The following is a 13,030-nucleotide window of genomic DNA, read 5'->3' as shown; positions in this document are numbered from 1 at the left end:
GACAAGATTTGCCGTTCAGCTTCCCACGGGGCCGCCGTCATCCCGGCGAATGGCCAGCACCGAGGGCCGTGGCGGCAGGTCCGGATCGTTATCTGGCCAGCGGTGTAGCGGCTCGTCAAATGTGGAGCGATCCGTATCCGCCGGGTGCTGTACCGCGACAAACAAGGTTTTGCCATCCGGGGTGAATTCCGGGCCGCAGATCTCTCCACCCTCGGGGCAGCCAAAGAAATGTTTCGGCGCTGCGCGCAATTCTCCCTCCGTGGCCATTGCCCACAAGCCATCGTGAAAACCGAAGCTTTCACAACCGTCGGTGGCGATCCACATATTACCCAGCTGATCGAAGGCCACATTGTCCGGGTTGGTAAACCAGCCGTGCCGGGATATCGCGCCCGGGCTTGTCTGCCCGTAAGCGCCGCGCTCGCGGGGATCTTCCGCATTGGGGTTGCCGCCGAGCAGGAAGGTATTCCAGCTAAACCGATTGCTGGCGTGATCGCGCTGGCCTCCCTGTATGCCCGGCGGTACGATTTCCAGTACGTGACCCGCGGTGTTGCGCGCGCGCGGATTGGCCGCGTTTTCTTCACCGGCTTCGCGTTTTTTGTTCTTGGTCAGCATCACGTAAGTACAGTCGTTGACCGGGTTGGTTTCTACATCTTCCGGCCGATCCATGGGGGTGGCGCCGAGCAGTTTTGCTGCGCGGCGGCAATCGATCAGTACGTCCGCCTGATTGCGAAAACCATTTAGTTCGGTGAGCGGACCTTCACCGAATGTCAGCGGCAGCCATTCGCCATTGCCGCCTTCATCAAAGCGTCCGGCAAACAGTGTGCCTTCGGTCAGCAGGTCGCGATTGTGGGCGCTTTCTCCCGGGCGATAGATGCCTTTCGAGACAAAGCGATACACAAACTGGTGTTCGTCGTCATCACCGCCGTAGGCGACGATGGGCTGGCCGGGCTTGCTCACCAGCGTGAAGCCCTCGTGTTCAAAGCGGCCCAGGGTGGTGAGTTTGCGGGGTATGGATTCCGGATCGTAGGGATCGAACTCCACCATCCAGCCAAAGCGGTTGGGCTCGTTCGGTTCGTGGGTAATGTCGAAACGGCGGTCGTAATCGCCCCAGTTGCGATTGTCTTCGGCGATACCGAAGGCGTGATGGTTGCGCGCTTCCACCTCGTCGGCGATGTTGTCCGGGTCGCCCTGGAAAGCGCCGCCGAACCCTTCCTCTGCAATCAGTACGGTGCCCCAGGGTGTCTTGCCGCCGGCACAATTGCCCACAGTGCCGTGCACCTTGCGGCCGCTGGCATCGGCATTGGTCACCAGTCGTGTGTCGCCGGCGGCGGGGCCAACCAGTTCCATTTCCGTGGTTAATGAAATACGGCGGTTGTAAGCGCTGCCCTGTACCGGGCGCCAGCCATCCGGTGTTTTTTCGACTTCCACAATGGTGTGGCCGCAGGCCTGTTGTTCGATCGCCACATGCTCTGCGCTGGTGCCGCGGTTGGCACTGTCTTCCGTATAGCCGGAAAACATCAGATGCGGTTGGGTGTACTCGTGATTGACGCACAGCAGGCCGTGTTCGCTGTTGTCGCTGGTGATATGCATATCGCCCTGGCCGGGGCCCGCTTCATCGTGCAACGGCAGGTAGGCGATAAAATCATTGTTGTAACCGAAGCGTCGCGCCTGCTCTGCGGCAGTCAGTTTTGTCGGGACGAATGCGCCGGCAAACGCCTCCAGCGGATCTCCCCAGCTCAATACCCGGTCGGCACTGTAGCCCTCGGGAACATGGTGCTGAAAGTCGAGCCGGTGCGGTATCTCGTCAAAGCTGAGGTTGTTCGCTGAATCTGGCGCATCTTTTGACGAGCAGCCGGTTAACAGGGGAGCGCCGGCAGTGGCGGCAGTAGCTGCGCCAATCGCCTTGAACAGAGTGCGTCGCTGTGGGCTGGCGGGTGCCTGGTCGTCTGCGGCGGGGCGTCTTCTTTCAGTCATAAAATATTCACCAATTATTCATATCTACTGTCGGTGGGGCCTGGCAATCGCCTGCAACGCTGATTGCCCGCTCTGGATACAAGGTTAACGGCGCAATATGACAATTTTAAAAAAAGCGTAACGCAACGTTCACATCTCAATACTAGCCTGCGCCCACAAATCAACAGGTCGGGTGTGGGGCCAGCAGAATTCCCCTCCACCAAACGGCCAACCATGGCTTCTGTAATCTGAATCACACTCCTAATGGGGACGGGGAACTATGACCAAGTCTGTTTTCAATCTGAAATTGGTGGCGCCGCTTGCCGCCGCGATCATCAGCGTCAATACCGGTGCGCAGGAAGCATCAAAAGAAGAGATCGGCGAACTGATGGAAACCATCGTGGTTACCGCCCAGGCAGCCAATGCCCGCAGCGATATTCAGCGCCAGAGGGATTCGGACAAGATGATTGCGGTGCAGACTTCCGATGCCATCGGTGAGTTGCCTGATGCCAACGTCACCGAGGCGCTGCAGCGCATGCCCGGCGTCTTTATTACTCGCGACCAGGGCGAGGGCCGCTTTGTCGGCGTGCGGGGTATCGACCCCAACCTCAATTCCGCCACCATTAATGGCATGGCCCTGCCGGCGCCGGAGAGCGACAGCCGCGCCGTGGCCATGGACGTGATTCCTTCCGACCTGCTCGCCAGCCTCGAGGTGTCCAAGACCCTGACTCCGGATATGAGCGCCGACTCCATTGGTGGCGCGATCGAAATCAAAAGTATCAACGCGCTGGATCACGACGGTCAGAACTTCAAGCTCAGCGTCGAAAACAGCTACAGCGAACTCCAGGATGAAAATAGCCCCAAGGTGGCCGGCAAGTTCACCAATGTGTTCGAGCTGGACGGCGGTGCCGAGCTGGGTGTGGCCATTGCCGGCAGCCACCAGGAACGCAATTTCGGTTCTGAAAACATCGAGACCGATGGCGCCTGGGAAATGATGGAGGCCGAGGATGGCAGCAAAGCGTTCGGCGCACCGGAAATCGAGCAGCGCGACTATACGATTACCCGGGAACGCAGCGGCCTGGCGGCAAATTTCGACCTGCGCCTGTCCGATGCAAGTTTGCTCTACCTGCACAGCCTCTACTCGGATTTTTCCGACTCCGAAAAACGCCAGCGCAATGAATACAAGTTGGACAAGGGCGACCTGCAGAGCATCTCTTCCAGCTCCGCTACCTGGTCTGATGCGCGTCTTAACAAATCCCTCAAGGACCGCTTCGAGGAGCAGCAGATTCTGTCGCTGGTCGCCGGTGGTGAACATGACCTGGATCTGTGGGGCGTGGAATATGCACTGGGTTATTCCCACTCCGAAGAGGCTGAACCGCACCGTCGCGACACGGATTTCGAACAGCGGGGCCTGGAACTGGGTTACACCAGTGCCGGCAAGATCCCAAGCCTGGAAATAGGCGATGTCGACGCGTCCATGAACCCCGCCAACTACGTGCTGGATGAAATCGTCATCGAGGACAACTTTACTGACGATGAGGAGCTCAGTTTCCGTATCGACCTCCGCCGTGATATCGAAGTGGCCGGCAATCCGTCGGAACTGAAATTCGGTCTCCAGCAGCGCAACCGGGAAAAGACCGGCGACCTGAATGCAACCGTGTACAGCGGTTTCGGCGGCGACTATACCCTGGCCGACTTCGCCATGAACAAAGTCGACTACAGTCTGATGCCTTTCGTCGGTGCCGGCGTCGACATGGGCGCGCTGAACCGCTTTATCGATGCCAATCTGGGTAACTTCGAGATCGAGGCGGCCGATACCGCGCTGGACTCCGCTCGCGACTATGTGATGAGCGAGGATATTTCCGCGCTCTATGTCATGAACAGCATTGATTTCGCGCGCGCCAGCCTGGTTTACGGTGTGCGCTATGAGCGGACTGATTTCAAAGCCGCCGGCAATCGCGTGATCGAGTCCAACGAGCCCATCGCCGGCGCCGTGGAAGTGGCGGAAGGTGTCTACGTCAGCCCGGAAAATTCCGCCAGTGACTACAGCCACTTGTTCCCGAGTGTCAATTTCAAGTACGACTACAACGAGAATGTCGTGCTGCGCGCCGCCTACACCGAATCCCTGTCGCGCCCCTCTTTCGGCTACCTGAATCCGTCCGCCAAGGAAACCGAGTACGACGAGGGCGAGCTGAAAGTTGAGGCGGGGGACCCGGAACTGGATCCTTATGAATCCCAGAACCTGGATTTCTCCGCCGAGTACTACACCGATGACCTGGGCATGTTCTCACTGGGATTGTTCCACAAGCGCATCGACAACTTCGCGGTGGTCGCCGACGTCACCAGTACCATGAACGGCGATTTCAGCGAGTATGCGGGCAGCCTGCCGGTGGACGACGCGGAAATCCTGCGCCCGATCAACGGCGATACGGCGACCCTGAATGGCGCCGAGCTGTCCTGGACCCGGGCCTTCGACAACGGCCTGCTGCTGCGCGCCAACGCCACCTTCACCGATTCCGAGGCCCGGTTGGGCCTGGGACCGGACGCGGGGCGCAGCGACAAAGCACCCCTGCCACTGCAGTCGGACCTGGTGGGTAACTTTATCGTCGGCTACGAGCGCGATGCCTTCAGCCTGCGCCTGTCCACCAGTTTCCGCGGTGAGCGCCTGGACGAGGTGAACACGGAGGATGCGGCGCTGGACAAATACGAGGACGACCATATGCAGGTGGACCTGTCGGCCAAGTACCACTTTGCCAACGGCGTGCAGCTGAGCTTCAGCGGTGTCAACCTGACCGATGAACCCATGTATCTGCACAACTCCGGCTTCAACGGTCAGTACGAAGAGTACGGCCCGACCTACGTGCTGGGCGTGACCTACTCAACGTTCTAAGCCGCAAAAAGTGCCGGGTTGACTCGCAAGAGCAGAATGCCCGGTCCCCTTGGGGGCCGGGCATTCTGCTATTTTTTATATTGGATTCACTATTCACCTGTTTGCCATGTCGTTGACCCTGAGCGGGCGTATTTTTCCGCTGCTGTGGTCAAACTGCCAACAGATGTGTCAGAAAAAGATAGTCATATGACGTGTACAACTTTATTGAAAAGTACGGTTGCGCTGGCGCTGGCGCTGGCGCTGGCTGGCCTGCTTACCGCCTGTGGACCTCGTATGGACGAGTCGCGTGCCGAATCAGTGCCGCTCCAGCCCAATCAACGCATTACGCTGTCGGAGGTGGTTTCCAGCCAGCTGGCGCCCGTTAATCTGGCGGATACAGACTACCTGCTGCTCGCCAGTGAGAAGCGAGGACTGGTACTCGCCGATATGGACGGGGGCGAAAAGCTCGCGCTCGATGGCGGTACCGTGGAGCGCTTCGCGCTGCAGCAACTGGAGGAAAACCGCTGGCTGGTGGCGGTGTACGATGAAGACCGTGGCGAACTGCAATTGCGTCTGCTGGATGTGGACCCCGACAGTGGTGAACCACAGATCCGCTATCTGAGTGCGATGGCCACGGACGCGCCTCAGGCCGCCATGTGCTTCTCCCGCCAGGCCGGGCGAACCCATTTGTTCGCCATCGATGAAAACGGTCTTGGTCACGAATACGTGGTGCACCCCCGCGAGGACGCCTGGCAGTTCACCGGCATCCGCCCGCTATATTTCGGCGAGCAGGTCAGCAGCTGTGTGGTGGATGACCGCCATGGCAAGTTGCTGGTTGCGCAGCCCCCCCTGGGCATCTGGCGCCTGAACGCCGACGCGGAGATGGATGAGGATCGCGAAGTATTCGCCGCCCCGGCGGAACTGGCGGAAGAGGATTTCGGTGGCCTGTGGCTGGACGAAGCCTCCGGCAACCTGTGGCTGACTGCGGGGCAGAAAGTCCTCGCGTTCAATCTCAACAACCCTGCCGAGGGCACCCGCTTTTCCCGTCAGCTTGCCGAACTGGAGCCGGTTTCCGCCGTGATCCAGCGGGGGCAGCTGCTGGCGCTGGAAGAGGAAAGTGACGTGGTGCAGCGCTTCCAGGTGGCGCTGCCGGAACCCGCGGCAGAAATGCAGGCATTTCGCGCGCCGGTCGAGATCCCCCGGGTTGCCGCCAGTGGCCAGACCGTACCGGTCAAATCTGGCGGCGACGCCGCCGACGATCCCGCGATCTGGGTCAATCCGGTCAATCCGTCAGCGAGCCTGATTCTGGGTACCGACAAGAAAAGTGGCCTCAATGTTTACGACCTGAACGGTGCGCTGGTGGAACAGTTCCCGGTAGGGCGACTGAACAACGTGGATCTGCGCCCGATCCAGCACGGCAGCTTTGTCGCCATTGCCGCCGCCACCAACCGCACCGATCCCGGTGTCAGCCTGTTTGGCATCACCGCTTCCGGCAAGGTGGATTACCTGGGGTTGCGCAATCTTGATATGGAAGACCCCTACGGCCTGTGCGTTTACCGCAAGGGTGCTGATCTGATGGCGTGGGTGTCGGACAAAGACAGCGACTTACAGCTACTGCAGATCATGCCCGGTGATGGGGATATCGATTGGCAGCTGGAGCAGCGCGCTACGCTTGCGGTAGAGAGTCAGGTGGAAGGTTGCGTGGTGGATGACGAGAAACAGAAGCTGTTCTTCGGCGAAGAAGATGTGGGTATCTGGCGGTTGGATATCGCCGGGTTCCTTAACGGTGAAGCGCAGCCACAACTGATCGCACCGGTGGATGGTATCCGTCTGGCGGCTGATGTGGAAGGCATGGGTCTGTACCACAAGGGCGAGCGCAGCTATCTGGTGGTATCCAGCCAGGGTAACAATAGCTATGCGTTGTTCAGCCGCAGTGGCAGCGAGTTTATCGGTCACTTCAAGGTGGACATCAACCTGGATCGCAACATTGATGGCAGCTCGGAAACCGATGGCCTGGAGGTTTCCAGTGCAGCCTTTGGCGACCAGTACCCCGATGGGTTACTGGTGGTGCAGGACGGTCGCAACCGCATGCCGAGCCAGAGGCAGAACTTCAAACTGGTATCCTGGTCCGACATTGCGACCACGCTAGAGTTGAAATGACGGCGTAGGCGGGGCGGATCCCGCTGCTCGTTCGAATATGCGAAAATCCGCCGCTTCAGTTTCTGAATCGGCGGATTTTTTTATGCAGCGACTCCAGTCCTCCCTGGTCTCCGACTTCTCCCTGTCCCGTATCGCCTTCGGCCTCTGGCGTCTGACGGATTGGAGCTACACCCCGCGCGAGCGGTTGGGTCTGTTTGAACAGATGCTGGATCTGGGGGTGACTACGTTTGATCTGGCGGATATCTACGGGGATTACCGTTGTGAGCAGGCATTTGGTGAAGCGTTGAAGTTGAACCCCGTGCTGCGCGAGCGGATGGAAATTGTCAGCAAGTGCAGTATCCGTCTTGCGGGGGAGGTCTCCGGTGCACGTATCAATCACTACGATACCAGTGCGACTCATGTGCGCTCGGCGGTGGAAACCAGCCTGCGGGATATGGGGATTGAACAGATGGATCTGTTGTTGCTGCACCGTCCGGATCCGTTGATGGATGCGGATGCGCTGGCGGCGGTGCTGGAGCAGCTGGTGGCTGAGGGCAAGGTGAGGCAGTTGGGGGTTTCCAATTATCTGCCGCATCAGACGGATCTGCTGCAGTCCCGTCTTTCGCAGCCGCTGGTGGCGAATCAGATCGAGGTGTCGCTACTGCAGTCGGCGCCGATGTTTGATGGCCAGCTGGATTACTGTCAGCAGCACCGGGTGATGCCGATGGCGTGGTCGCCATTTGCGGGTGGTCGCCTGTTCCGCGGCGACGATGGGGATGCGGTGCGTGTTCAGCAGGCTCTCCATGCGCTGTGTGAGTCGCGGGGGTTGGATCCGCAAGTCGGGGCGATGCAGTTGGCGGTGGCCTGGTTGCTCAAGCATCCCGCCAAGATGGTGCCGGTGCTGGGCAGTGGTAATCCCGAGCGGTTGGTGGCGGCGTTGGAGGCGCTCGATATGGAGATGGAGCGGGAGGACTGGTACGAGCTGCTCCGTGCTGGTCGGGGCCGTGAGGTGGATTGAGTTCAGGGGGACTAGGCCTGCCCAGTGGTTTGGTTCTTTTGCTAGTTGAGTGGCGGTGCCGCCACCGGGTATCTGTTCGCGAGACACGCCGTGAACCCATCCATGGGGGCTCTGCAAAAACATCCTGTTTTTGAAGGTCTCGCGAACAGATCCCCGGCGTCGACACCTTCGCAAGAGCGAGGTACTTCGAAATAGCGCTTTATCAGGGCTGATCACGAAGTGTGGGAGTTGAAATTGAAGCTGCAGCGCACAGGGATGTATACACAGGGGGCGCCTAGCTCGGTTTCAAAAACCCCTACCCAGTGCTCCGGCGCCCGGAAGCAGGAACAGAGCTACGAACCCCAGAGCTCAGGTTATCCGGCAAAAGCATTCTCAGGCATCAGGTCATAATTCACATCGCCCAGATCAAACTGTTCCAGCGGAGCCAGTTGCATGGGGACGCGATAGCAGCGGAGGAGTCTGTCGCCGCGCCAGTCCATCACTTCCAGATCGTCGCCGGCAACGCCGTGCAGCAGGCGGTCAAACTCGGTGACCGCGGAAGCAATCAGGGATTTGTATTCCAGCGCGTCGCCGAGCTTGATATAGCGGAACTCTTCATCCACCTGCTCGATGCGCAGCCAGCCCGGACCGCGTTCGGCGCCGGCACAGCCCAGTACGAGCGTGCCCTGCTGATCCCGGCACAGGGGCGCCAGGTCGTCCACAGAGGGATCGGCCTCCACCTCGGTGCCCACCCACACCCAACCGGACAGGCCCAGGCGAGTCAGGTGCCACTCAGACAGCCACACCGTCTGATCATTATCCACCCGGAACTCACTGTACTCTTTCTCGCCCTTGCGGCTAGCCAGGTCCACGTTCGCTTGCGGATTCTGCTGGCGGAAAGTATTCAGCTGCTGGGTCATCTCGTAGTTGACTTCCCAGTGCTTGCACAGGCGCCACTGCATCGGATACTCGCCCCACTCGACGATATATTCCTCCCGCTCGCGTACCGTCTCTGCCACCCGCCAGAAAGCCCCGTCGATCAGGATGCAGGTATCGCCCGGCTTACTGCCGGGGGCGATGATGCTGTGTTCGGGGGACGCCTCGGATGCGTTGACGATATGTTCGCTGCGGCCTTCGATTACCTCGTACCAGGGGAATCCGTGGCGCAGGGGCGGGGGGAAGGCCAGCGGTGGGCGACCCGCGAGCAGGCGCCGGAACAGTACGGATTTCTCGATTTCCAGATCAGATAGGGTGTAGCCCTCTTTCTGGGTGATCTGACCCCAGGCGAAGGCCGCACGGACAAGTTGTTTTTCTCTGTCTGAAAAGCTCATGAGGGTATTGTGTAAATATTATTCGGTAGTTGAGCGACCGCAAACCATACCACCGCAGGCGATGCCGCGCCACGGCTACACGGCCCCAAAACGCGGCAAACCGTGGGCGGGCGTGGAAAAAGTCCGGTAGACTGGACAAGATTTGTCACATCCGGGCTGGTTGAAAGTCGAGATCTGGAAACAAGGCCACTAAGAAAGCCCGTAAGAAAGCAAGTAAAAGGAGTACGAGTTGGACTCAAGGAAGCCGCGTGCCGTCCATCAGCAGTGCAGTATGGGAATCGGTCTGTTTGTGAGGGCAGTGTTTACTGTCGGATTCATCTTTGCCGCCGGGTTCAGTGTCGGCGCGATTGCCGAATCGGGGGCTGTCAATGACAGTCCGATTGCTGAGACCTGCTACACCGATGGCTGGTCGGAATCCCTGCGCTGTTATCAGATTCCCGTAGATAAGGCCGGGGAGGTCAGCCTGTCTGTGCTGGTGGCGCCGGCAGTAAACGGTGGACACCGCGAGCCGCTGTATCTGCTCGCCGGCGGGCCGGGCCAGGCCGCCAGTGATCTGGCCCGGCTGCTGAATCCGCTGCGCAAGCTGAACCGGAGCCGGGATATTGTGCTGGTGGACCGCCGCGGCGCGGGCCGCTCCAATGCGTTCGATTGTGGCTTCGGCGACGAGGATCTGATTACCCAGATGGACCACTTTGTCGCTTCCCTGGAGGAGTGTCGTTCTACCGCGGGAGAACGTCCGCTGACGATCAACAGCCGCCAGACCGTAGATGACCTGGAAACGGTGCGCCAGGCGCTGGGGCACGAGCGAATTTCCCTGTGGGGTGGTTCCTGGGGCACGCGTACCGCACTGCTGTATCAGCAGTGGTATCCGCAATCGCTCCAGAGCCTGGTGCTCGATGGCGTCGCGCCGATCGAGTCGCGGGTATTTCTCGCGGCACAGGCGGCGGAGTCGGCACTGCAGCAACTGGAACAGGCGTGCAGTGCCGATCCGGTGTGTGCAGATTTTGGCAACTGGCGTGGTGAGCTTGACCTGTTGCTCGCCAACTGGAGTGACGAGCAGGCGCACAACTTCCCGGATCCCTTCACCGGCGCGCCGGCCGAGGTGCCGGTGGAAGACTGGATCGTCGCCAGCGCGGTGCGAACTGCACTCTATGATCCCGCTGCCGCGGCCCTGTTGCCGTTTGCCGTGCATCAGGCGAGCCGCGGTAACTACGCACCGCTTTCCGGTATCTTCGGCCTGTTCGCCCGTACCGAAAGCGCCATGTCCATGGGGCTCACCTTCTCCGTGGCCTGTGCCGAGGAATTGAACCGTATCAGTGCCGACGATATCGCCAGTGACTCCGCTGACACCTTTATCGGTGATTCTTTTATCCGCACCTTTGTGGAAGGTTGCAAGGTGTGGCCGGTGCCGGAGCAGCCCTACGAGAAACCGCAAGTGCGCGAGCATCCGGTACTGTTGATCTCGGGCTCGGCTGATCCGATCACTCCGCCGGACTACGCCGAAAATGATCTCGATTACCTGCCGCATCGACAGCACCTGGTGGTTGACGGCGGTGGACACATTAACTCCACTCGCGGTTGTGTCCCCAATCTGATTCTCCAGTTTCTCGATCAGCCGGATACTGCGCTGGATGACCGCTGTCTCGCGGAAATCGAGCGGCCGCCATTTGCCGCCGGCGCCTACGGGCCGGAATTGAAACCCGACTTGATGCCGGAAGCGGAGCCAGTGCTGGCGGATAGCCGCGAGTCTGATGAGGAGATGGAGAATGCGCAGGGAGGCAGCGAACAATGATCCGGGTGGAAAACATCAGTAAGTCCTTCGACGGTACACCGGTATTACGGGATCTCAGTTTTGAGATACCCGATGGCCGTATCACTGCCCTGTTGGGCGCCAATGGCGCGGGCAAAACCAGTTGTCTGCGAATTGTCTGTGGCCTGTTGAAGGCCGATGCCGGCCGTGTGCTGGTGGGAGAGGCTGATCCCGCACGAGACCCCATGGGGGCGCGTCGACAACTGGGGGTGGTCGGGGACCGCGAAGGTCTCTACGAGCGTTTGACCGTGCGCGAGTATCTCGCCGCATTTGCCCAGATGCAGGGGCTCTCCGGCAGCGTACTCGATGAGGCATTACAGGCCGTGCGCGATGAACTGGAGTTGGACACGCTGTGGAATCGCCGCATGAAAGGTTTTTCCCAGGGGGAGCGGATGAAGGTCTCTCTGGCGCGGGCGCTGGTGCATCGCCCCCAGCACCTGATCCTGGATGAACCCACGCGGGGGCTGGATGTGCTGGCGGTACGACTGCTGCGCAAGACCCTGCTGCGGCTGCGCGCTGCCGGCACCACCATCCTGTTTTCCAGTCATGTGATGCCGGAAGTGGCGGAGCTTTCCGACCGCGTGCTGGTGATGGCCAAAGGGCAGATTGTTGGTAGTGGCACCCCGCAGGAGCTGTCGATGGAAACCGGATGTGAAAACCTGGAAGACAGTTTTGTCGCGCTGGCCTATGGTCGGCATCAGCTGGCACCGGCAGAAGGAGAACCGGCATGAATTTACAGCGAACGATCGCAAGCTGGAAGCAGATGACCCCGCTGTTGCGCAAGGAATTGTTGGAAGCCTGGCGCGATCGCCGCGCGCTGGTGATGGCGGTGAGTTTTGCGCTGCTGTTCCCGGCAATGATGGCCGGGGGCACCATTTTTATGGCGAAAAAACACAGCGAGGAAATTACCCGGGTGGCACTGCTGGGCAGCGAGCATGCCCCTCTGATCGAGCACCAGTTGCAGTCGCCGGATATGGAAGTGGAACCCCTCGACAGTGGCGATCCGCGCACGTTGCTCGGGGGCGACTACGATCTGGTATTGCAGGTGACCGAAGACTTCAGCCAGCGCTACCAGGCGTTTCGCGCACCGCGACTGTATCTGTATGTAAATAGTACCGATACCGGCAGCGGGCGCGCCCAGCGCGACCTGCAGGAGCGTCTCGGCGCACTGCAGCAAATGGTGATCACCCAGCGTCTGACCGCCCGCGGTGTTGCCCCGCAGGTTCTGGCCCCCTGGCAGCTGGAAACCCGGGATATCAGTACCCCGTCGAGCCGCGGTGCCCTGATCCTGGCGACCGTGCCGGGACTGTTGATTCTGACGTTGTTCGTGGCCAGTCTCGCGACGTCTGTGGACACCTCTGCGGGAGAGCGTGAGCGTTTGAGTCTCGAGACCCTGTTGCTGCAGCCTCTGCCTCCGTGGCAGGTGATCACCGCAAAGACGCTGGCAGTGGCCAGTATCGGCTGGCTGGGCGCATTAATGGCCATTGCAGCACTGGTGGCATTGATGCCGATCATGCCGCTGGCGGAATTCGGTATTCAGCAGGCGACCACCGCAGGCGGTATCATTGCCATGGGGCTGGTGCTGCTGCCGCTGGCGCTGTTGATTGCCGTGTTGCAGATTCTGCTGGCGCTGCGCTCGCAGTCTTTCAAGGACGCACAGACGCAGCTGAGCATTTTCCAGATTGCGCCGCTGGTGCTGCTGATGGTGATCGATGCGGCGCAGATCAAGCTGGCGGACAGCTGGCAATTGCTGCCGCTGATCGGTCAGCAGCAGTGGATCAAGGGGCTGTTGGTGGGAGACTGGGTATCACCGGTCTGGATGCTGGCCGGTTCCGGGGTGACGTTACTGCTGGTTGCGGTATCGGTCATGCTCGGCGCGCGCGCCTTGGGGCGTGAGAGTTTGTTGTCCGCGGCTTGATTCGCGCAACGGG

At 60.2% G+C, this 13,030-nt stretch carries 8 protein-coding genes; 6 read left to right on the top strand and 2 right to left on the bottom strand.

All coding sequences use genetic code 11. The annotated features are described in order from the left end of the window. Positions 1 to 15: 15 nt before the first annotated feature. Positions 16 to 1,974, bottom strand: a complete 1,959-nt coding sequence (locus tag LPW13_RS12160) for a PhoX family protein (RefSeq protein WP_230435724.1) — start codon at positions 1,972 to 1,974, stop codon at positions 16 to 18. A gap of 259 nt (positions 1,975 to 2,233) precedes the next feature. Here LPW13_RS12160 and LPW13_RS12155 point away from each other — a divergent pair, with 259 nt between their 5' ends. The 3 genes from LPW13_RS12155 to LPW13_RS12145 all read left to right on the top strand — a co-directional run bounded on the left by LPW13_RS12155 (position 2,234) and on the right by LPW13_RS12145 (position 7,979). Further along, entirely contained in the window at positions 2,234 to 4,843 is a 2,610-nt protein-coding gene (locus tag LPW13_RS12155) for a TonB-dependent receptor (RefSeq protein ID WP_230435722.1), read from the top strand. A 186-nt stretch (positions 4,844 to 5,029) separates the two neighbouring features. Next, positions 5,030 to 6,982 carry a phytase gene (locus LPW13_RS12150; protein WP_230435720.1) on the top strand — a complete coding sequence of 651 codons (1,953 nt, stop codon included), beginning with the start codon at positions 5,030 to 5,032 and terminating at the stop codon, positions 6,980 to 6,982. A gap of 82 nt (positions 6,983 to 7,064) precedes the next feature. Next, the gene (locus tag LPW13_RS12145) at positions 7,065 to 7,979 is read left to right on the top strand and encodes an aldo/keto reductase (protein WP_230435718.1); all 915 of its coding nucleotides are present in this window, start codon (positions 7,065 to 7,067) and stop codon (positions 7,977 to 7,979) included. A gap of 353 nt (positions 7,980 to 8,332) precedes the next feature. Here LPW13_RS12145 and LPW13_RS12140 read toward each other — a convergent pair whose 3' ends face one another. Next, complete coding sequence (locus tag LPW13_RS12140; RefSeq protein ID WP_230435717.1) at positions 8,333 to 9,289, bottom strand: hypothetical protein; 957 nt, start codon at positions 9,287 to 9,289, stop codon at positions 8,333 to 8,335. 271 nt (positions 9,290 to 9,560) lie between these two features. On the opposite strand from LPW13_RS12140, the gene LPW13_RS12135 reads away from it, so the two are divergent. From LPW13_RS12135 to LPW13_RS12125, 3 genes are read left to right on the top strand one after another with little or no spacing between them, the layout of a single operon-like run. Next, positions 9,561 to 11,081 carry an alpha/beta fold hydrolase gene (locus LPW13_RS12135; protein ID WP_230435715.1) on the top strand — a complete coding sequence of 507 codons (1,521 nt, stop codon included), beginning with the start codon at positions 9,561 to 9,563 and terminating at the stop codon, positions 11,079 to 11,081. Next, complete coding sequence (locus LPW13_RS12130) at positions 11,078 to 11,830, top strand: ABC transporter ATP-binding protein (protein ID WP_230435713.1); 753 nt, start codon at positions 11,078 to 11,080, stop codon at positions 11,828 to 11,830. The genes LPW13_RS12135 and LPW13_RS12130 overlap by 4 nt, the downstream gene beginning before the upstream one ends. After that, on the top strand, positions 11,827 to 13,017 hold the full coding sequence (locus LPW13_RS12125) for an ABC transporter permease (protein ID WP_230435712.1): 1,191 nt from the start codon (positions 11,827 to 11,829) through the stop codon (positions 13,015 to 13,017). The genes LPW13_RS12130 and LPW13_RS12125 overlap by 4 nt, the downstream gene beginning before the upstream one ends. The last annotated feature ends 13 nt before the right edge of the window (positions 13,018 to 13,030 follow it).

Origin of the sequence: Microbulbifer celer (genome assembly GCF_020991125.1) — a bacterium.
Lineage (GTDB): Bacteria > Pseudomonadota > Gammaproteobacteria > Pseudomonadales > Cellvibrionaceae > Microbulbifer > Microbulbifer celer.
This window is presented reverse-complemented; position numbering and strand designations above follow the sequence as displayed.